General features: G+C 41.5%; 20 protein-coding genes. 15 read left to right on the top strand and 5 right to left on the bottom strand.

Annotation, left to right across the window (positions count from 1 at the left end; genetic code table 11):
- The first annotated feature begins 693 nt into the window (after window positions 1-693).
- The 6 genes from QUF86_RS04415 to QUF86_RS04390 all read left to right on the top strand — a co-directional run bounded on the left by QUF86_RS04415 (window position 694) and on the right by QUF86_RS04390 (window position 8460).
- On the top strand, window positions 694-2052 hold the full coding sequence (locus QUF86_RS04415; RefSeq protein WP_421156999.1) for an NAD(P)-dependent oxidoreductase: 1359 nt from the start codon (window positions 694-696) through the stop codon (window positions 2050-2052).
- Window positions 2053-2078: 26 nt separating this feature from the next.
- A complete protein-coding gene (gene preA, locus QUF86_RS04410) occupies window positions 2079-3365 on the top strand; it encodes an NAD-dependent dihydropyrimidine dehydrogenase subunit PreA (protein ID WP_289318690.1) in 1287 nt (428 codons plus the stop codon).
- Window positions 3366-3379: 14 nt separating this feature from the next.
- A complete protein-coding gene (hydA, locus tag QUF86_RS04405; RefSeq protein WP_289333713.1) occupies window positions 3380-4798 on the top strand; it encodes a dihydropyrimidinase in 1419 nt (472 codons plus the stop codon).
- Window positions 4799-4840: 42 nt separating this feature from the next.
- Window positions 4841-6325 (top strand): NCS1 family transporter, encoded by a 1485-nt coding sequence (locus QUF86_RS04400; RefSeq protein ID WP_289333712.1) that lies wholly within the window; start codon window positions 4841-4843, stop codon window positions 6323-6325.
- A 17-nt stretch (window positions 6326-6342) separates the two neighbouring features.
- Window positions 6343-6558, top strand: a complete 216-nt coding sequence (locus tag QUF86_RS04395; RefSeq protein ID WP_057915016.1) for a hypothetical protein — start codon at window positions 6343-6345, stop codon at window positions 6556-6558.
- Window positions 6559-6825: 267 nt separating this feature from the next.
- On the top strand, window positions 6826-8460 hold the full coding sequence (locus tag QUF86_RS04390; protein ID WP_289333711.1) for a PucR family transcriptional regulator: 1635 nt from the start codon (window positions 6826-6828) through the stop codon (window positions 8458-8460).
- Window positions 8461-8586: 126 nt separating this feature from the next.
- On the opposite strand, the gene yhfH (QUF86_RS04385) is transcribed toward QUF86_RS04390, so the two are convergent.
- The 5 genes from yhfH (QUF86_RS04385) to yhfH (QUF86_RS04365) are packed head-to-tail and all read right to left on the bottom strand — an operon-like array spanning window position 8587 to window position 9404.
- On the bottom strand, window positions 8587-8727 hold the full coding sequence (yhfH, locus tag QUF86_RS04385; protein WP_289318694.1) for a protein YhfH: 141 nt from the start codon (window positions 8725-8727) through the stop codon (window positions 8587-8589).
- Window positions 8728-8755: 28 nt separating this feature from the next.
- Window positions 8756-8893 (bottom strand): protein YhfH, encoded by a 138-nt coding sequence (yhfH, locus tag QUF86_RS04380; RefSeq protein WP_289318695.1) that lies wholly within the window; start codon window positions 8891-8893, stop codon window positions 8756-8758.
- Window positions 8894-8920: 27 nt separating this feature from the next.
- Complete coding sequence (gene yhfH, locus QUF86_RS04375; RefSeq protein WP_289318696.1) at window positions 8921-9058, bottom strand: protein YhfH; 138 nt, start codon at window positions 9056-9058, stop codon at window positions 8921-8923.
- Window positions 9059-9087: 29 nt separating this feature from the next.
- The gene (gene yhfH / locus QUF86_RS04370) at window positions 9088-9225 is read right to left on the bottom strand and encodes a protein YhfH (protein WP_289323374.1); all 138 of its coding nucleotides are present in this window, start codon (window positions 9223-9225) and stop codon (window positions 9088-9090) included.
- A gap of 44 nt (window positions 9226-9269) precedes the next feature.
- Entirely contained in the window at window positions 9270-9404 is a 135-nt protein-coding gene (gene yhfH, locus QUF86_RS04365) for a protein YhfH (RefSeq protein ID WP_289333709.1), read from the bottom strand.
- 514 nt (window positions 9405-9918) lie between these two features.
- Here yhfH (QUF86_RS04365) and QUF86_RS04360 point away from each other — a divergent pair.
- From QUF86_RS04360 to QUF86_RS04320, 9 genes are all read left to right on the top strand, one after another.
- The gene (locus QUF86_RS04360) at window positions 9919-10809 is read left to right on the top strand and encodes a diacylglycerol/lipid kinase family protein (RefSeq protein WP_289333708.1); all 891 of its coding nucleotides are present in this window, start codon (window positions 9919-9921) and stop codon (window positions 10807-10809) included.
- 307 nt (window positions 10810-11116) lie between these two features.
- Entirely contained in the window at window positions 11117-13150 is a 2034-nt protein-coding gene (locus tag QUF86_RS04355) for a Na+/H+ antiporter (RefSeq protein ID WP_289333707.1), read from the top strand.
- Window positions 13151-13268: 118 nt separating this feature from the next.
- On the top strand, window positions 13269-13787 hold the full coding sequence (locus tag QUF86_RS04350; protein ID WP_289318701.1) for a GNAT family N-acetyltransferase: 519 nt from the start codon (window positions 13269-13271) through the stop codon (window positions 13785-13787).
- A gap of 172 nt (window positions 13788-13959) precedes the next feature.
- Window positions 13960-15345, top strand: coding sequence for a protoporphyrinogen oxidase (locus tag QUF86_RS04345; protein WP_289333706.1), 1386 nt, complete (start codon window positions 13960-13962; stop codon window positions 15343-15345).
- 171 nt (window positions 15346-15516) lie between these two features.
- Complete coding sequence (locus QUF86_RS04340) at window positions 15517-16059, top strand: helix-turn-helix domain-containing protein (protein ID WP_289333705.1); 543 nt, start codon at window positions 15517-15519, stop codon at window positions 16057-16059.
- A 74-nt stretch (window positions 16060-16133) separates the two neighbouring features.
- Window positions 16134-17243, top strand: coding sequence for an ABC transporter ATP-binding protein (locus QUF86_RS04335; RefSeq protein ID WP_289318704.1), 1110 nt, complete (start codon window positions 16134-16136; stop codon window positions 17241-17243).
- Window positions 17233-18036 (top strand): ABC transporter permease, encoded by an 804-nt coding sequence (locus QUF86_RS04330; protein ID WP_289323380.1) that lies wholly within the window; start codon window positions 17233-17235, stop codon window positions 18034-18036. Before QUF86_RS04335 ends, QUF86_RS04330 begins: the two co-directional genes overlap by 11 nt.
- A 1-nt stretch (window position 18037) precedes the next feature.
- Window positions 18038-18841 (top strand): ABC transporter permease, encoded by an 804-nt coding sequence (locus QUF86_RS04325; RefSeq protein ID WP_289318706.1) that lies wholly within the window; start codon window positions 18038-18040, stop codon window positions 18839-18841.
- Window positions 18838-19911, top strand: coding sequence for an ABC transporter substrate-binding protein (locus tag QUF86_RS04320; RefSeq protein ID WP_289333704.1), 1074 nt, complete (start codon window positions 18838-18840; stop codon window positions 19909-19911). The genes QUF86_RS04325 and QUF86_RS04320 overlap by 4 nt, the downstream gene beginning before the upstream one ends.
- Window positions 19912-19987 lie beyond the last annotated feature (76 nt).

Below are 19987 nucleotides of genomic sequence, written 5' to 3'. Positions count from 1 at the left end.
TTAACAGCTTGTTGATAAGTGGAAAAATAAATTGGTAAATGTGGATAACTTTTGTATATGTGCTTCTATTCTGCGAAAACAAAGAGAATAAAGCAATATATTTTGTGTATAAGTTGTGGATAAAAATAAAAGTCCTAGGGAATCTTGAATAAAGTTTCTGGGCTTTTTTTTATGTGGACAAAGTGTTGATAAGTAGATTTTCGGAACAAATCATCAAAGAATATCATTAGGTATGATGAATAATAAGTTTGAATGTAGAAAAATGACGATGTTTATCATTTATTGTTAGGAAATATAACATGGATATTACATATTGCATACCTTACAGCTGGCAATACTTTACACTTTGTATAATGTAACTTACTTTTCAACATTATAAAATAAAGAATACTCATTTCTAAGATAATCATCGGGATTTGAGTTTTTAAGATTAGTAGGGGGGGCTTTTATGGCCGAAGGAAGTGGGGACCGAGGCATGGCCAGTGAGAGAATGATAGAAAATAATAAACGGAACGAGAGAATTTTGGCAAAGAAATCGCCATGACTGTCTGTTGAATAAATTGGTGAAAACCATGTGGGGAATTTTTCAATCCTTTAAATGTGTGAGAATTGTCTTTTTAGAGTAATGGATGCAAATCCTCCCTTTTTATTTTTCAAAAAATAAATTTTTGGAAGGAGAAATAGTGGATGAGTATGACTAGCCCGTTAAAAGGTGGCCTAGAGATTAACTTTCAGGAAGCGGAGAGGGGTTTGTCCCCTAGGGAAGCTTTGGAAGAATCGAATCGATGTTTATACTGCTATGACGCCCCATGTATCCAAGCCTGTCCGACAGGGATAGATATTCCAAGTTTTATTAAGAAGATAGCTTCAGGTAATTTTAAAGGTTCGGCCAAGACGATCATGACGGCCAATCCTGTCGGTGCCAGCTGCGCGCGGGTATGTCCGACAGAAGAGTTATGTGAGGGGGCATGTGTCCTGAACCATTCTACAAAGCCAATCATGATTGGCGATCTCCAGCGTTATTCCACAGATTGGGCCATCCAAAATAAACAAGCCCTGTTCAAGGCCGGGAAGAAGAATGGCAAAAAAGTTGCCATTGTAGGAAGCGGTCCAGCGGGCTTATCTGCAGCAAGGGAATTAGCCTTGCTTGGCTACAGTGTAACCATTTTCGAAGCTGAAAAAAATCCAGGCGGTTTAAATACTTACGGAATTGTGTCTTTCCGTTTGCCCCAGAGCATTTCTTATTGGGAAGTCGAACAAGTGAAGAGTTTGGATGTTGAAATTAAAACGAGTACACGGGTCGGGGTTGATGTTTCCGTAAATCAGCTGACTGCCGATTATGATGCGGTCATTTTAGCGATTGGCATGTCCGATGTTCCGAAGCTTGGAATTGAAGGAGAAGATTTGGATGGAGTTTATGATGCAATCGATTTCGTCAAGGCAACGAAAACGGAGGCCATTACTGATAAATTCATTGGGAAGAAGATGGCGGTAATAGGGGCTGGAAACACGGCGATCGATGCAGCGACCTGCTCTGTCCGACTGGGTGCCGAACAAGTGAGCATTATTTATCGTCGTACCCAAAAGGAAATGACAGCTTATGATTTTGAATATGAGTTTGCCAAACAAGAGGGTGTCGGGTTTCACTGGCTGACTAACCCCTCCAGGATCCTATCGGATGAAAGCGGTCAGGTAACGGGCATCGAGTGTGTGAAAATGGTTCTTAGCGAGGCAGGGGATGATGGCCGCCGCCGTCCAGTCCCGATTTCGGGATCAGAGTTCGTCATACCGGTCGATGGAGTCATTCGTGCTATAGGCCAATCCAGGTATATAGGATTGATTGAACAGTTTGGCATACAACATGAAGATGGTGTCGTTACATTGGAGGGAGATTCCTACAGAACATCTAATGAAAAAGTTTTTGCGTGCGGGGACGTGATCTTTGGAAAAGGCCAAGGTGAAGCAATGGTTGTTTCAGCTGCCCAGCAAGGGAAGAAGACTGCCTATGAAATTGACTCGATTTTAATGAGCGAAGCGGTGGATATTGCTTAATAACTATGAAAATTAGGAGGCTTAACATGGCTGATTTATCAATTGATCTTGCAGGTATTAAATCTCCCAATCCTTTTTGGCTTGCTTCAGCACCACCTACTAATTCGGGTTATCAAGTACAGCGGGCATTTGAAGCTGGCTGGGGAGGAGCTGTTTGGAAGACATTGGGTGACCCCATCCTGAATGTCTCATCACGTTTTGCAGCTGTCAGTTTTAATGGACAGAGAGTTGCCGGGTTCAACAATATAGAATTGATTACGGATCGTCCGCTTGAAGTGAATTTGAAAGAAATATATGAAACGAAGAAGAGATTCCCTGATCATGCAATCATTGCATCAGTGATGGTAGAGCCACAACAGGAAAAGTGGCATGAGATCATCAAGCGAATAGAAGATGTAGGGGTTGATGGTTACGAATTGAACTTTGGCTGCCCGCACGGTATGGCAGAGCGGGGGATGGGAGCTGCTTCGGGACAGGTTCCCGAACTTGTGGAAAAGCAAACATATTGGGCGAAGGAAGCTGCATCCAAACCGGTCATCGTCAAGCTTACACCGAATATAACCGACATTACGGTTACGGCTGAAGCGGCGGTGCGCGGCGGTGCGGATGCAATAAGCATGATCAATACAATTAACAGCTTGGCAGGAGTGGATATCCATTCATGGAATACGATTCCCCATGTAGGCGGAAAGGGAGCTCACGGAGGGTATTGTGGTCCTGCTGTGAAGCCAATCGCATTGAACATGGTGGCAGAGTGTGCAAGGAATCCAATGATTAATGTTCCCATTTCCGGAATAGGCGGCATTTCAAATTGGCAGGATACAGTGGAATTTTTATTGATGGGTTCAACGGGAGTGCAAATTTGTACGGCTGCCATGCATCACGGTTTTAGGATAGTGGAGGACATGATTGATGGCCTGTCCAATTATCTTGATGAAAAAGGGATCTCGTCTGTGATGGATATTGTCGGTAAGTCAGTACCGCGCTATTCCGATTGGGGGAATTTAGACCTTAATTATAAAGTCGTTGCACGCATTAATAATGATGTGTGCATTAACTGCAACAAATGCCATATTGCCTGTGAAGATACTTCTCATCAATGTATAGATATGTTAAAGGACACGTCAGGCAGCTCCTTCTTGCGAGTGCGCGAGGAAGATTGCGTAGGCTGTAATCTTTGCTCGATCGTTTGTCCGGTGGATGGGGCTATCGATATGATCGAATTGACAAATGAATTACCGCCAATGACGTGGAATGAACGCCAATCGTTCCTTGGGGGCATCGGCAGTGAAAGTGTTGATTTCGTAAAATGATGGAGGGGACGAATTTGAAGAAAATCATTAAAAATGGAACGATCGCTACGGCTGCAGATACGTATCAAGCCGATATATTAATTGAAAATGAGAAGATTGCAATGATTGGCATGGACCTGACTGCTGAGGGGGCTGAAATCATTGATGCAAAAGGTGCTTATATTTTTCCGGGAGGCATTGACCCACATACCCATCTCGATATGCCGTTTGGGGGGACAACGACAAAGGATGATTATGAAACGGGGACGATTGCTGCTGCCTATGGAGGCACGACAACGATCATTGACTTTTGTTTGACCGAAAAAGGGGTGCCGTTAAAGAAAGCGATAAAAACATGGCATGAAAAGGCCAATGAAAAAGCGGCCATAGATTATGGTTTTCATTTAATGATCAGTGAGATTAATGATGAGGTATTGTCTGAGTTGCCAAGTATCATCGATAATGAAGGGATTTCTTCCTTTAAAGTGTTCATGGCTTACAAGAATGTTTTTCAAGCCGATGATGCCACGCTATACCGCACTTTGTTGCAAGCGAAGGAACTTGGTGCACTTGTCATGGTTCACGCTGAAAATGGTGATGTCATCGATTATCTTACAAAGCAGGCGCTTGCTGAAGGTAACACAGATCCAATTTATCATGCGTTAACAAGACCGCCGGAGCTTGAAGGGGAAGCAACTGGACGGGCAGCTAAACTGACGGAAATGGCAAACGGTCAGCTCTATGTCGTTCATGTCACCTGTGCAGATGCAGTTGAAAAGATTATCGAGGCGCGAAATAAAGGGGTGGATATTTGGGGGGAGACTTGTCCGCAATATTTGGTCCTTGACCAATCTTATCTCGAAAAGCCCCATTTCGAAGGATCTAAGTATGTATGGTCCCCGCCATTAAGGGAGAAGAAAAACCAGGAAGTGCTTTGGAATGCTTTAAAAATGGGACAGCTGCAAACGATCGGCTCAGATCAATGCTCTTTTGACTTTAAGGGACAGAAGGACCTTGGACGTGATGATTTCACGAAAATACCGAACGGCGGTCCAACGATTGAGGACCGCATGAGTATCCTTTTTTCAGAAGGCGTCATGAAAGAGCGTATTACCTTGAATCAATTCGTCGACCTGACTTCCACGCGTGCTGCGAAACTATTCGGGTTATTCCCTAAGAAAGGGACGATTGCAGTAGGGTCTGATGCTGATATTGTCATTTTTGACCCAGAAGTGGAAAGGACCCTTTCTGCAGAAACTCATCACATGGCTGTGGATTATAATGCGTTTGAAGGTATGGAAATTACAGGTGAACCGGTTTCCGTATTATCCAGAGGTCAATTCGTCATTAAAGACAAACAATTTGTAGGTGAGGCTGGAAAAGGGCAATTCCTGAAACGGGCAAAATATAATACGGCGCTGAAGCCGCATTCAGGGAAAAAGCTTCCAGTCTGACTTCGGTAAGGAATCATGCAAATTAACATAGGGGGATTTTATATGAGTGAGAAGAAAGATTATTTAAAGTCTCCCGATTTGCTGCCTATACCTCATAGTGAGAAAAACATAAGTGCAGCCGGATTTGGTTTTATTTGGGTGGGCATGGCTGTAGTATTGGCTGCCTTCGCGATCGGTGGGAACGGTGTTCAAAGTTTATCTTTAGGCTGGGTCGTTCTTGCAACGATCATTGCCTGTGTGGTTCTCGGCTTCCTGATGACAATGACAGGGGATATTGGTGTTGAGCACGGAATATCCTTCCCAGTCTATATGAGGGCGCCGTTCGGTACGATTGGCACCCATATCCCTTCGGTTGTACGGGGGTTTGTAGCTTCATGCTGGTTTGGCCTTAACACATACTTTGGAGCTACCGCAATGAATGCTATCTTTACAACCCTTTTTGATTTTGATAATTGGTTTATCTGCTTCCTCATTTTTGCCGTTTTACAATTGGTCAACACAGCAATGGGAATAAAGTCGATAGAACGGTTTGCCGACTTGGCAGCGCCCGTTATCATTTTAATTTCTGGCTGGATGTATTTCACTCTTTCCGATCAAGCTGTGGCCCAAGGAAGGGATGTATGGTCCTGGATTGAAAGTCCGGTCACTGGCGGGGCTGCCGTTACGGCATTCATGGTCGTCATTATGGCCAATATGGGATTTTGGGGCACATTAACTGCAGATATGCCAACACTCTCCCGCTATATAAAGGCACCAAAAAATGAAAAAAATTGGTTCAAGCGCAATAAGGGGCAGATAATTGGGAATATTATCACCTATCCCATCACTCAGACTTTCATGGTCATAATCGGAGCGGTTTCTTATATGGCTGTTTCCAATTATGATCCCGTAGTTGCTATTCAGGGATCAGCAAGTGGAATAGCTCTCGGCGTCCTTTTAATCATGATCGTATTTGCTCAATGGTCGACGAATACTACGGCCAATGTCATTCCCGCAGCTACCATTTTCTCCAATATCATGGGTCCTAAAATGCCATTTTGGGCAGGCGTCGTTGTAGCAGGGGTTATTGGGATAGTAGTTCAGCCATGGAGCCTGTTCGGCATCATAATAGAAGTTTTATTAATAATAGGTGGAATCTTGGCATCCATTGTCGGCATCCTGGTAGCGGATTATTATTTTCTCCGTAAACGGCGGGTTAATGTCCAGGAGCTCTATGAGAGTGAAGGTCAGTATAAATACTTGAATGGAGTGAATTGGGCAGGAATCATTTCTTGGGTGATTGGAGGAATCGGTGCAACGATTTTTTCAAATTATTCGTTTATTATTGGCTTTGTTCTTGGCAGTGCAAGTTATTATATCTTGGCTAAGTATTGGTGGTTCAAGAAATATGAACAAGCTGAAATCACTGATCCAAGCGATGAGAAATATTTGGGTATTTCCGTCGGCAGGGATTGGAAAATCGAAACAGGTCCAGAACTTGAAGAAGAGATGGTTAATACGGCTTCAGCTGGTAAGGGGAACGTGTAAAAAAAGGGGGAATGGAAATGTCCGAATATCAAGAGTATCGCTTAGAAAGGGAACAAATCGATTTTTTACTTGAAAGAGGATATCGAATCACCCGGGTTTCAGAAAATTTAAGCGGAGCTTTTCTCGATTTTGAACTGATTGAAGGAACGAAGCAGGAATGGAAGCAATTGAACATCAAAACCCCTGAAGGAAGAAAATACTTCTCTACCCTGCTTTTCAGGAAATTGAATTGAAATAGTTATGAACCGGGCCTATTCCACATGAATGGGTCCTTTTTCTTGTACCTGTTTAGACTTTCATTAAAAGAGGGTAATGATAGATGTTGAAAGTGAATGAACAGGTAATGTGGATTTTAGTTTTCCAGGAGCCAGGGTGTGTGTGGAAAAGTGGCGAATTTTTTGTAGAATTTTGACGTTAGATTTTCTGACAAGTGTCTGGAGATTTAAGGGTTGTCCGTTTATAATAGATTTTAAAGCAGTTTTATAAAAGGATGTGGATGGATGAATACATCGATTACAATCGAGGAAATTCTAACACGCAAGCATTTTAATCTGACGGATATAATTGCAGGTAGCAGTGGGATAAAGCGTCAAGTGAAGTGGGTCCACTGCATGGAAGTCACCCAAATCAGCCATTTGTTAAATGGAAATGAACTGATTCTGACTACCGGTTTAGGGTGGAAAGATTGCGATGACACATTTCTATCTTACTTAAAACAGTTAATTGAATGTAATGCAGCTGGACTCTGTATAGAGATTGGCGCCAACACCATGGCAGTGCCGCAATGTGCAATTGATCTTGCAAATGAACAGCAATTCCCTATCATCCTTTTTCATGAAGAAGTCCCTTTCGTGGAAATCACTCAGGATATTCATTCCCTTATCATCAATAAACAATATCAAATGATCTCCAACTTAGAAAACTACTCCCAGCAGTTAAATAAAAATCTCCTCGAAATTGACCATTATGAACCAATTCTAAAATTTCTCCACAGCTATTTAAATGTACAGGTTATTCTTATCTTCAATGAGAACGATATAGCCAGCATTCCAAAAACAAAGAAAAAAATAACCTATCAAATGGTAGCGGACATATACGAAGAAAAGCGAAAAATGGATAAAACCGTTTTTAGACAGCCAATTCAAGTACTTGGTGAAAATTATGCGGAACTGCTTATTTGCAGCAACGACAGAGAACTGACGGACTTTGATTCACTGATTTTGGATCGAACGGCTACCGCATTGGCACAACATCTATTAAGGGAATTATATATAGAAGAAAAGAAAATGTCGGAGGAGAGTAAATGGCTTACAAATTGGATTGAAGGTGAGTATAGTGACGAAGCAATCCGGGAGAGGCTTTCCTATATTGATCCGAAAATGCAGTTGGATGGCGGAATTGTTTGCATTTGCAAACAACACCCAAGGTATAATAAAAGTTCTGCAAAATTAGATGGAACCTATTTTAAGATAATGTTTAAGACAGTTTTTGAACAGTACGGCTTTCAGATATTTTCTATGGAAATACATCAGCATCTAGTTTTTATTTTAGGTGATAATCGTTCATCTGAAGATTGGAAATCAAGGGTGACAAGCGCAGTGGACCGAATCATGAAAATGGATGTAAGCGGGCGTAATCGTATGAGTCTGCTTTCCATTGGTTTTGGAAAGCATGTTCAAAGGTTAAGTGAGATTTATAAAAGTTATGAAACGGCCCGCGAGACTCTGCTGCTTCAGGATACCTTACCAGAGGATAACAGGAGCTTCTTTTATCAGGATTTACATATGCATCGTATGATTTCGCTCATAAATAAACATGGTAATCTGGAGGAAACGGTGCATGAATATTTAGGTCCCGTCATTGAATATGACAAGCAAAACAATGGTGAGTTAATGCCTACCCTGAAGGCCTATCTTGCTTGTAATGGTTCTAAACAGGAAACATCAAAACAACTATTCATTGTCCGGCAAACGCTATATCATAGGCTTGAAAAATTGGAGAAACTTTTAGGTGCGGATTTTATGCGTTCAGATAAGCGTCTTGGCCTTGAATTCATGATTTTTGCATTGGACTTCTTACAGTACAGCAGCAGGAAGGTCAGTGGAAAATATGTAGATAAATATATTGGTAAGTAAAGAATAGTTGCGACTGTAGGGTGTCCTAAGGACATCCTTTTTTGAATGTAAGGAAAGGGAAACTAATACAAGGTTAATGCTGACATCAAAATGGCCTTTATAGCTTTTTGATGTCAGCATCTTTTTTTAATATTCATCTTTTTTGGAAAGGCAGTGGTCACATTCCAAGAGGTAGGACTCTGCTTGTTCAGTGATATGAGTGCCGCATTCCGTACATTGTTTAGGTGGCAGTGACCTGAAGAATTCCAATGGGTTTTTAGTTTGCATGTTGGTTCCTCCTTATGATTTGGTTTAGTTAGTCTTCGCGTTTGGAAAGGCAGTGGTCACATTCCAAGAGGTAGGATTCAGCTTGTTCGATGATATGGGTGCCGCATTCCGTACATTGTTTAGGTGGCAGTGACCTGAAGAATTCCAATGGGTTTTTAGTTTGCATGATGGTTCCTCCTTATGATTTGGTTAATTAGTCTTCGCGTTTGGAAAGGCAGCGGTCACATTCCAAGAGGTAAGATTCAGCTTGTTCGATGATATGGGTGCCGCATTCCGTACATTGTTTAGGTGGCAGTGACCTGAAGAATTCCAATGGGTTTTTAGTTTGCATGATGGTTCCTCCTTTTTGAATTGGTTTAATTAGTCTTCACGTTTGGAAAGGCAGCGGTCACATTCCATTAAGTAGGATTCGGAGTGTTCAATAATATGGTCACCGCACTCAGGGCAATTTTTAGCAGGGATATTGTTGAAAAATTCAATGGATTTTTTCAGTTGCATGATGATTTCCTCCTTTATAATGTTCTTTATTTTTTTCGACTGAATTATTCTTCACGTTTGGAAAGGCAGCGATCGCATTCCAACAGATAGGAATCTGAGTGGTCCACATGTGTTTCACCACATTCAGGGCAATATTTAAATGAATCGCTTATGAATGAATCTGATTGATAATCTTGCATGTCTCGCTCCTCCTCTTTATAGTACAGTTATTGTTGTTTGTTTGTTGTTATAATACAGTATATACCCGAATTTGGAAAATGTATAGGTATTTTACAGAAAATTTGAAATTTATTTCATAAAGAGTCTGAAAACCCTATAGGTAAGGGGTTTATCATCTATTATTCTTTGTGTTTTTCTTCATGGTAAGGAGGGATTTGAAGAGAAAATTCATTTTGCAGATGAAAAATAATACGAAGGAGCGAAAGGGACAGGCAATTTTCAATTGATATGAATAGGTATAAATGTAACAGATGTAGAACAGGAAGATCAGTGATCAATGAATGCCTGTTTCACAGGTCATGTAACAATAAGAGCTTGTTCTAAAATGACTGCAAACCGTCAAAACTGGAGCGATTAAATGAAAGTTACTGGTAAACTTCTTTATTCAACAATCAGAAAAATTGTCTGTTTGGTTTTAGTACTTCAGTAAAGAGGTAACTTGCTAATAGAAGTACAAATAATGGGAGGTAGCATATGTCGAAAGTGATGATTATCATAAATCCATCTTCAGGTAAGGAAAAGGCAGGAAAGATTTTGCCGAAAGCGGAAAAGGCGCTTGGTGATATTTATGATAAGGTGTCCGTTCGAAAAACCGAAGGAGAGGGGGATGCTACGGGTTTTGCTAAGGAAGCATGTGAAGAAAGGTTCGATGCTGTCATTTCCATGGGGGGGGATGGAACGGTGAACGAGATAGTGAATGGCTTGGGCGAGCAGCAACATCGGCCAATTTTCGGAATCATTCCACTAGGAACCATTAATGATTTTGCTAGATCATTGGGTATACCCATGAATCCCGATGCAGCTATTGAGATACTAAAGGATATGCATATTAAGGAATCGGACATAGGGAAGATCAATGATCGTTACTTCATGAATGTGTTGGCAGTAGGGGCAATCGCCGAGGCTACCTATAATGTATCCGTTGAACAAAAAACCCGTCTGGGGTCTTTTGCATATTTCATTGAAGGAGCAAAAGCAATCATTAAAAAGAATCCGTTTCCTTTAACGGTTGAACATGATCAGGGCAGGTGGATGGGCGAGGCTCATTTACTGATTGCGACAATGACTAACTCTGTCGGCGGTTTCGAACAACTTGCACCGGAGTCGGAAGTGAATGATGGAAAGCTGCACACATTCATCATTAAGGATTTATCTCTTCCTCTTATCGTCAAGATCATTCCCAGTTTAATGAGGGGAGAGATTAAAGGACATGATGAGGTTGAATATATTCAAACATCCAAGCTCCATTTATCCACACCAGAGGAACTTGCAGTCAATATAGATGGTGATGAAGGCTTTCTTCTTCCTTTTAAGGCGAATGTACTGCACAAACATCTTCGTCTGTTTGTCCCGGGAACAAAATGAGCGTGTTAGTGCCAACCTGTTATGTGGGTCATATTTTTCACAATGACCATTGTCATTATCATGTGGGAAAAGCTGATTAGGGTAGCCAATCAGCTTTTTTCCATTCAATAGACGGTCACAAAATTTTCCGATGTAAATCCGTTGAGGTATTGGGTTGATTTTGTATTTATAAGATCCTTTGCTTATATAAAAGGTATCATTATTCAGGAGGGTTCTAGGTTAGAATAGTTAATGCATGAATGGTTGGGTATAAATATGTTACGCTTATAGTTATGATAATAGATGAGAGAGGAAGTTTGATGTTTGTATGGAGTTTTTCCTTGTTATATTAGCCCTTCTTATATTGATTGGAGTGTCTAATGTAATTAACCATTTTATACCTTTTATACCTGTACCATTAATACAAATAGCACTAGGTGTCATACTGGCACTTTTACCCCTGGGTATGCATGTTGAGATGGAGACGGAATTGTTTTTGCTGTTATTCATCGCGCCCCTTTTATTCAATGATGGCAAAAATGTACCCCGCACAGCGCTATGGAAGTTGAGAGCACCCATTCTAATGCTTGCACTGGGCCTAGTATTCATAACGGTTTGGGCAGGGGGGTATTTAATTAATTGGATGATTCCATCGATTCCATTGCCGGCAGCATTCGCTTTAGCTGCCATTTTGTCACCTACAGATGTAGTGGCAGTAAGCGCTTTGGCGAGTCGGGTTAAGCTGCCTAAGAGCATTATGCACCTTCTCGAAGGAGAGGGGCTAATGAATGATGCCTCTGGTCTGGTTGCCTTCAAGTTTGCCGTAGCAGCTACAGTCACTGGCGTTTTCTCCTTAGTCGACGCAACCTTCAGTTTCATATGGATTGCAATTGGTGGCTTTGTAGGTGGAGCAATACTTGCTTTCGTCGTAATTAGGCTTCGTGTATTTCTTCGCCGCTTAGGGATGGAAGACGTCACGATGCATATGCTGATCCAAATCCTAACTCCTTTTATTATTTTCCTCGCTGTGGAACATTTCCACCTTTCTGGGATTTTAGCGGTCGTGGCTGGGGGAATTGTCCATGCCATTGAACGAGATCGGGAAATATCACCAACTGTAGAACTTCAGGTCGTTTCAAAAAGTACATGGTCCGTCATTTTATATGTATTGAATGGACTTGTATTCGTTTTGCTTGGCTTGCAAATCCCAAGCGTTGCGAAGACTATCTTTCAAGATCCAGCCTTCAATAATGGACAAGTGATCCTTTATATCGTGATCATTACACTTTTCCTCTTCGCTTTACGATTCATTTGGCTTACGGCTGCCTGGTCGATTGGTTGGATGACGAAAAAAGCAGGAGCCCAAAAACCAGACTTCAAAGCGGCCGGAATCATTACCATTTCCGGTGTTCGCGGAGCTGTAACGTTAGCGGGTTCGTTCTCGATTCCATATGTATTGGCAGATGGAAGTCCTTTTCCTGAGCGTTCGTTAATCATCTTCATTGCAGCAGGTGTCATATTGCTGACCTTGATTGTTGCGAGTGTATTTCTGCCAATCGTAGCACGATCCGAAGAGGAGGATGTAGTGGACAAGCAGGCTGACAAAACGAAAGCTGCTGCCATTCACACACATCAAGCGGCCATCCGGGTGGTTGAGTCCCAAATGACAGATGAAAACCGTGAAGCGGCTTTATCGATCATTTCGAGGTACTGTTCAAAGATCAATGAATTGTCCTATGTAGAACAGGAGAAAGAGCCAGCTGCATTAAGGGAAGAAGAGAAGGTCCTTCGCTTCAAGGCCCTTGAAGCAGAGGAAAGATTCCTTGATAAACTTATTAAGGATGAAAAAGTGGACCGGGAGACGGCGTATATATGCAAGGAATACATCCAGCGTATGGAAGGCGCGGTCACAAACCGAATGAAATTCCGTTTTTTCAGGTCAGTAACGCTTTTCAGAAGAAGTATGCTGAGGGTTTTTAAATTATTTTTCCCTAATAAAAGTGAAATAAGAAGGATCAATATAGAGAGATTGGAAAAGGTGAGAGACCTTAAAATCAGGATGTACAAAGCCGCCATCCAAGAGATGCAAGCGGGTATCACTTCTGAAAATCATGAGACATCTTCGATGATCATAGAAGAGTATAAAGTGTTGATTTTAAAATGTAAACGGGAAAATAGAGGCCGGATCCCTAGTAAAATGGTCGATTATGAAAGGGAGCTATTTTATAAAGCGATTCAGGCGGAGCGGGACGAAGTGCAGGATATGTTTGAAAGACGACAAATTTCCCGTGATGTTGCCAATATACTCCGCCAGCAAATCAATTTACGAGAAGCACTGACAATCAATGAAAACACCCATTGATTGACTTAAGGAGCGCTGTCGAAATATTCGGCAGTGCTTCTTCCTGTTAGGGGAGGGATTTTAAGACGAGGCATCGAATCTTTAAGGTATCCAATAATTGATGAAAGTGGTATGCCCAATGGAACAGGACAAGGAAATCGAGACCATCACCTTAACGCCTTATTTACCGGAACATCTTCACGAGCTTTCCCAGTTTTATTTACCGGATACACAAACCCCTTTTTCAGCTCTGCCCGAAGAGTCACTGAAATATTGCCGGGAAGATTGTGACAGGCATCCTATCGTAATATTGGTTGAGGGTATCCCGGTTGGCTTTTTCGTTTTACATATTGGCGAGACCATCACACCTTTCACCAACGATAAAAAAGCGATATTACTCCGTGGATTTCTTGTTGATCAAAAGCATCAAGGTAAAGGGGTTGCAATGAAAGCTTTGCAAATCCTTCCGGAATTCGCAAAAGGGATTTTTCCAAACAAGGATTCGATCATTCTGGCAGTGGACGTCATGAACGTGATTGCAAAAACGCTTTATGCGAAAGCGGGGTATCAGGATACAGGGATTCAAAAAGAAGGCAGAAGCGGGTTGATGGAAATAATGGAGTATAGATTAGATACGATGAACAAGGATATGGAATAAGAAACGACAAATTGGCATGTAGACTTTTCCAAAGAGGAGAGGTCTTTTTTTGTCCAATTTGTTACAGGTTTCGTTACGAAACTAATGATTTAGAAGGGCCGTTTTTAATATTGCTGCTGCCTTATGGTACACTTTAATTAATGAAAATTTCGTTAATCGAGGTGTAGTCCTAATGAAAACAATCGTAGTCGTAGGTGGAGGCATTACCGGTTTATCAACCATGTATTATTTACAAAAAACGGCTAAAGCTAATAGTCTCTCCGTACGATTGATATTAATAGAAGGAAATGAGAAATTAGGCGGTAAAATCAGGACAGTGCATGATGGTCCTTTTAAAATCGAAGCGGGTGCCGATTCGATTGTCGCAAGGAAGCAAAATATAGTACCATTTCTTGAAGAGTTGAACCTAGAGGACCAAGTTGTCTATAATGCGACGGGAAAATCATTTATCCATACGGATGGCATGCTGAAGGGAATCCCGGAAGATGCCTTATTCGGAATTCCAATGAGCCTGGAGTCCCTGGCGAAAAGTGATCTGGTTTCCGCACAAGGGAAGGTCGACGCCTTAAAGGATTTCTATACAAAAAATGAGACGTTTACGAAAAATGACTCAATCGGTTTATTCCTTGAAAGTTTCTTAGGTAAGGAATTGGTGCAAAAACAGATATCACCTGTCCTATCGGGTGTTTATTCAGGGAAATTAAATGAATTGACCATTGCCAAAACACTGCCTGAGATGCTGGATTATAAAAATGAATATGGCAGTATAATACGCGGTTTATCGGAAAATAAGCAGAAATACCAAAGCAAGGGAAATAGGAAGTTCCTTTCGTTTAAAAATGGCTTATCGGCATTGATTGAACGTATTGAGGAGAGCCTCGATATGGTGGAAATCTTAAAAGGGATCAAGGCAGAAAAAATTAGAAAGAATGATCAGGGGTATATCATTTCATTGGCAAACGGTGAAACGCTGGAAACGGACTTCATTGTTTTGAGTACACCGCATACAGCTGCCCAGAAACTATTGGGTGATCGGGAGTTGGATCTAGACTTCGCTGGCTTGATCGATAGTTCAATGATTAGCGTTTATCTTGGATTCGATATCCCGGACAGTAAGCTTCCTAAAGACGGGACTGGTTTCATTGCAGGTGATAATAGTGATTTGATCTGTAATGCATGTACCTGGACAAGCCGGAAATGGGAGCATACTTCTGAAAACAGTCAGCTTTTAGTAAGGCTTTTTTATAAAAGCTCAAGTCCGGAATATGAACGATTACGGTCCCTTACAAACCAGGAATTAATTCAGGTGGCTTTACGCGACATTAAAAATAGTTTAAGTATTTCTGGAACTCCAATTACAAGTGAAGTGACGAAATGGCATGAAAATATGCCAAACTACCATATAAAACATCCTCAAATCGTTCAATCCCTGGAGGCGAAAATCTCCGAGAATTATCCGAATGTTTTACTTGCGGGCTGTTCATACAATGGTGTTGGAATCCCGGACTGTATTGCAGATGGCGAAAAGAAAGCGCAAGAGATTTGTCGTAAGTTGTAAAAGAAGGACTGCCAGTAGGCGGTCCTTTTTTCATGCATTCCTGGAACTTTCAATTGAAGTTTCCAGTATTTCCTGTATAATAATATTCGTTAAATTAAACTGGAAGTTTACTTATATAAAACTTTATCTACTATGGGTTTACTATAAGTAAACCAATTGAGGGTAAATAGGATGCAAATTGGAAAAAAAATTAAGAATCTTCGCTTGAAAAAAGGATTGACCCAGGAAGAATTGGGGGAAAGAACGGATTTAAGCAAAGGGTATATTTCACAGTTAGAAAGGGATCTTAGTTCCCCTTCAATTGAAACTCTTTTCAACATTTTAGAAGTACTCGGCTGCAAACCGAAGCAGTTCTTCGATGAAGAGGATCACGTCCAAAAAGTGGTGTATGAAGAAGAAGAGCAAACATTTTTCATTGATGAGGAACGAGGGTATCAAATTCAGTGGCTCGTGCCTGAATCGAATGAGAAGGAAATGGAACCGATTCGCTTGACTCTTCAGGAAAAAGGGGAGTTCAAACAATTTGAACCATCCTTGTCGGAAACATTCGGTTATGTATTAAGCGGAAGAGTCATTGTAAAGCTTGGTACTCATGCGTATTTCGTCAAGGCAGGGGAATCGATTTATTTTCATGCTTCAGATGAACATCAAATCATCAATGATTTTAAGGGTCCATCCGAGTTATTGCTAGTGGTGACGGAATCCTACTTGTAGAATTCAAGACAAATGCATTGGTTCATTTAAGGTAAAGATGGATGAAGTAAGGGAATGGAAAGAGGGAAGTAGCTATGGCAAACGGGAATATAATACGCTTCGATCAGGTTACGAAGCAATTCGATGATGATACGATAGTTCTCGATAATGTTAGTTTTGAAATCGAGAGAGGGAAGTTCTATACGCTCTTGGGTCCTTCCGGCTGTGGGAAGACCACGATCCTTCGCTTGATTGCTGGATTTACGGAGGCATCCAAAGGTGATATTTACTTTGAAGGAAAAAGGATCAATGATGTACCAGCCAATAAAAGGCAAGTAAATACGGTATTTCAAGATTACGCACTTTTTCCGCATTTAAATGTGTTTGAAAATGTAGCATTCGGCCTTCGGATCAAGAAAATGAAAAATACGGAAGTGGAAAAAAAGGTGAAGGAAGCCCTTAGCTTTGTTAATTTGGAGGGTTATGATAAACGGGAGATCAGGGAAATGTCCGGTGGTCAACGGCAAAGGGTAGCGATTGCCAGGGCGATTGTTAATGAACCGGCAGTCATCCTTCTGGATGAACCGCTATCTGCCCTCGATTTGAAATTGCGTACAGAAATGCAATATGAATTGCGGGAGCTGCAACAAAGACTTGGAATCACGTTTATCTTCGTCACTCATGACCAAGAGGAAGCATTAGCGATGTCAGATGAGATTTTTGTCCTTAACAAAGGGAAAATTCAGCAAAGTGGGACCCCTACGGATATTTATGATGAACCGCTGAATCGATTCGTTGCCGATTTCATCGGTGAGTCTAATATTGTAAAAGGAAAAATGATTGAAGATTACCTCGTGGAATTCGTCGGCAGACAGTTCGAATGTGTCGACCAAGGATTGAACAGTAATGAAGCTGTCGATATTGTCATCCGCCCGGAAGATTTAGAGATAACCTCCGTCGATCGCGGAAAACTGCAAGTTCGGGTGGACTCCCAGCTATTTCGTGGTGTTCATTATGAAATCAGCTGTTATGACCATGATGGAAATGAATGGCTTGTCCAATCAACAAAAAAAGTGGCGGTGGGAGATGAAATAGGTCTTTATTTCGATCCAGAATCGATTCATGTCATGCGATTGGGTGAAACTGAAGAAGAATTCGATAAGCGTTTGGAAGCGTATCATGATGGGGAAAGTCATGCAGAATAAAATATCCCGGAATATTTACTTCATACCCTATGTCTTATGGATTGCTTTATTCGTGATTGCACCCATTTTGTTAATCCTTTACTATTCCTTCTTTGACATTGAAGGTAATCTCTCTTTGATTAACTATCAAAAGTTCTTTACGCCAGTATATTTAAAAATGACTTTAAGTTCATTTTGGTATGCTTTCCTGATTACGGGAATATCCCTTTTAGTGGCTTACCCGACAGCATATCTATTAACGAAAACCAAGCATAAGCAGTTGTGGCTTTTGCTGATTATCGTACCTTCCTGGATCAATTTACTTTTGAAAGCTTATGCCTTCATTGGTATTTTTGGCACGTATGGTGTGGCGAATGGTTTTCTGGAGGCTGTAGGGATTGGAAAGCAGCAGATTCTCTTTACGGATTTCAGCTTCATCTTCGTTTCGGTTTATATTTTCATCCCGTTTATGATTTTACCGATATTCAATGCGCTTGATAAAATGAATCCAACCCTTTTGGATGCGGCCAACGACTTGGGAGCGTCCCGATGGATGACATTCCGCCGCGTCATTTTTCCATTGACGTTAGATGGTGTGAAGACGGGATGCCAGGTAGTCTTCATCCCGGCACTTTCATTGTTCATGCTTACAAGGCTGATTGCCGGTAACCGCGTCATTACGCTTGGTACGGCTATCGAGCAGCACTTCCTTGTGACACAGGATTGGGGCATGGGTTCCACTATCGCGGTATTTTTGATTATTATAATGTTCCTGATTATGTTTGTAACGGGTAACCGAAAGCAGGGTGTGTAAATTGGGCAATAAATTATCACCAATATCAAAAGCGTTTCTCGTGTTGATTTTTCTCATACTCTATGCACCGATTTTCTTTTTAGTCTTTTACTCTTTTAACAGCGGTGGAACGATGTATGATTTTAAAGGGTTCACGATGGAGTGGTACAAAGAGCTATTCCAAGATACAAGGCTGTTGATCATTGTATTGAATACACTTGTGATCGCTTTATTATCTGCACTGATCGCCACTATCATAGGGGTGATAGGGGCCATTGGAATTCGGTCCTTTACGAGCAGTAAAGCTAGGAATACGGTATTGTCATTGAATAATGTATTGATTGTCAGTCCCGATGTCATCATCGGTGCCTCCTTCCTGATTTTATTCACAATGGCCGGGATCAAGCTTGGATTCTACTCGGTACTGTTGTCGCATATCGCTTTCAGCATCCCGATCGTTGTGCTGCTGGTCCTTCCGAAACTTCAGGAAATGAGCCCTACCTTAATTGATGCGGCCCGAGATTTAGGGGCAAGCCGGTGGGATGTATTGACGAAGGTCATCCTGCCATACATCTTACCAGGTATCTTTGCTGGTTTTTTTATGGCATTGACTTATTCCCTTGATGATTTTGCGGTTACGTTCTTTGTGACCGGTAATGGCTTTTCCACTCTATCTGTGGAAATCTATTCATTGGCCCGCCGTGGAATTTCATTGAATATCAATGCCCTATCGACACTGCTATTCGTCGTGACACTACTGTTGGTTGTCGTTTATTACTATATAACTCAACGTGTAAGGCAAACGGGAATGGGGGGGAAACGATGAAAAGGCTGGTCCAAATGTTTTTGATCATTTCCCTCGTATCCGCTTTGCTGCTATATGCGATTTCCAGATTGAATTCATCGCAGGGGTTTACTAGCAGCAATACGCTTACCATCTATAATTGGGGCGATTACATCGATACGGATCTAATCGACCGTTTTGAAGAAGAAACAGGTATAAAGGTCATTTATGAGACGTTCGATTCCAATGAGGCAATGATGACGAAAATCGAACAGGGCGGTACGACTTATGATATTGCCATTCCGTCTGAGTATATGATCGATAAGATGAGGCAAGAGGACTTACTGGTTCCCTTGGATCATTCCAAGCTACCAAATTTGAAAAATATCGATGACCGATTCATCAATCTGCCATTCGATCCGGAGAATAAATATTCCGTGCCGTATTTTTGGGGAACGGTTGGAATTGTTTACAACTCCAAGATGCTCGGTGGCAAAGAGATAACGGCTTGGGCGGATTTATGGGATAAAGATTTAAAAAATGAAATCCTTTTGACGGATGGGGCTAGAGAAGTGATAGGCATGGGACTGAACTCTTTGAACTATTCATTGAATGATATAGATGAAGAACACCTTCAAGAGGCAAAGTCCAAGCTTGATGCACTCACCCCGAATATTAAAGCGATCGTTGGAGATGAAAGCCGCATGCTATTGGAAGCCCAGGAAGCGGCGATTGGTCTTGTTTGGTCTGGAGTGGCCTCTGAAATAATGGCTGAAAATGAAGATCTCGAATACGTAGTTCCAAAAGAGGGGTCCAATTTATGGTTTGATAATATGGTCATCCCGAAAACAACCAAAAATGTCGATGCGGCTCACCAGTTCATCAACTTCATGCTGGACCCGAAAGTTGCAGCACAGAATGCTGAATATGTAAGCTACTCGACACCTAATAAGGAAGCGTTGAAATATATGCCTGAAGAAGTGGTGAAGGATGAACGTTTCTATCCATCACCGGAAATGACAAAGAAACTGGAAGTATACGAAAACCTTGGCAAGAAAAACTTGGCCCATTACAATGAACTCTTCCTTGAATTTAAGATGCATCGTAAATAAAACGAAAAAGCATGGTGTAAAGGAATTCCCCTTACACCATGCTTTTTTCTGGTTTTGACGAGATTTTCTCCCACAG

The sequence above is a fragment of the Peribacillus sp. NJ11 genome, from assembly GCF_030348405.1.
Lineage (GTDB): Bacteria > Bacillota > Bacilli > Bacillales > DSM-1321 > Peribacillus.
This window is presented reverse-complemented; position numbering and strand designations above follow the sequence as displayed.